The organism is Mesorhizobium sp. M5C.F.Ca.IN.020.32.2.1 (assembly GCF_004023105.1).
GTDB classification, from domain to species: Bacteria; Pseudomonadota; Alphaproteobacteria; order Rhizobiales; family Rhizobiaceae; genus Mesorhizobium; species Mesorhizobium wenxiniae.
Window position 1 is genome coordinate 1 of sequence record NZ_RZSX01001401.1, and the last position, 937, is coordinate 937.

At 65.5% G+C, this 937-nt stretch carries 2 protein-coding genes; both read right to left on the reverse strand.

Features of this window, described 5'->3' with window-relative positions; genetic code table 11:
* On the reverse strand, positions 1-659 hold a 659-nt coding region (locus EOA86_RS36330; RefSeq protein ID WP_245497498.1), incomplete at its 3' end, for an FGGY family carbohydrate kinase.
* A 54-nt stretch (positions 660-713) separates the two neighbouring features.
* Positions 714-937 (reverse strand): sugar-binding domain-containing protein (locus EOA86_RS36335; protein ID WP_281035741.1); only part of this gene is annotated, 224 nt, incomplete at its 5' end.

A 937-nucleotide genomic window follows, 5' to 3' on the forward strand; every position in this document is an offset into this window, starting at 1 on the left:
GTCCCGACCCGCGTGCCGGACCGCACCGCGTTGGGAAGTTGCGACGGCTTGATGCCGAGATGATCGAGGAGCGGCTGCGACCATGCCTTGCGCGAGATGTCGAAGAGACCGAACGGATCGGCGCTCGTCCAGCTCGCACTCGGCGTTCCCGTCAGTTTCAGCGTCAGGTAGCCGTGCACGTCGAGGATTTTCTTCGCATGGTCCAACCGTTTCGGTTCGTTCTCGCGCAGCCACTTCAGGCGGTAGACCACCGGCGTCACATCGATCGGCTTGCCGGTGATCGCGTGCAGCCGCTCACGGCCGATTTCCGCCGCGAAACGGTCGACCAGCCCGGCGGCGCGTTCGTCGAGCCAAAGGCTCGCGGGTCCGATCGGCTCGCCGGCGCCGTCGATGAGGGCAACGGTCTCGCGCTGGTTGGAGATCGCGATACCGGCGATGCGTTTCGCATCGACCGCGCCGACAAGCTGTCGCAGCGCCACTGTTGCGGCCCGCCACCAGTCGGTGACCTCCTGCTCGACATAGTCCGGCCTCGGCTTCATCAGATCGAGCGGCGCGCGGCCTTCCGCCACGGCTCGTCCGTCCCGGCTCCAGGCAATCGCCTTGCAGGATTGCGTGGAACTGTCGAGGCCGACGACAAGGGGTCTGTCGCTGCTGCCCATGATTGTCCTCCCGAGACGATGAGTTCCACCGAGTGCTGGTTAGTCGAGTGCCGGTTATTCCAAGAGAATGTTCGCGGTGGCCATGTCGGTGACAAAATGTGTCGCATATCCGCCGCCGAGCCCAGCCCTGATCGCCCCCATCTTGCGGGCGCCGCCGGCGGCGCAGATACGGATGGGCACCGCTTTCAGTTCATCGAGCGTGATGCCGACGGTGCGTCCGTCGAGCGGAGTTGCGAAAGGGGCGCCTCGAGCGTCGATGAACCGCCCGATGATGACCC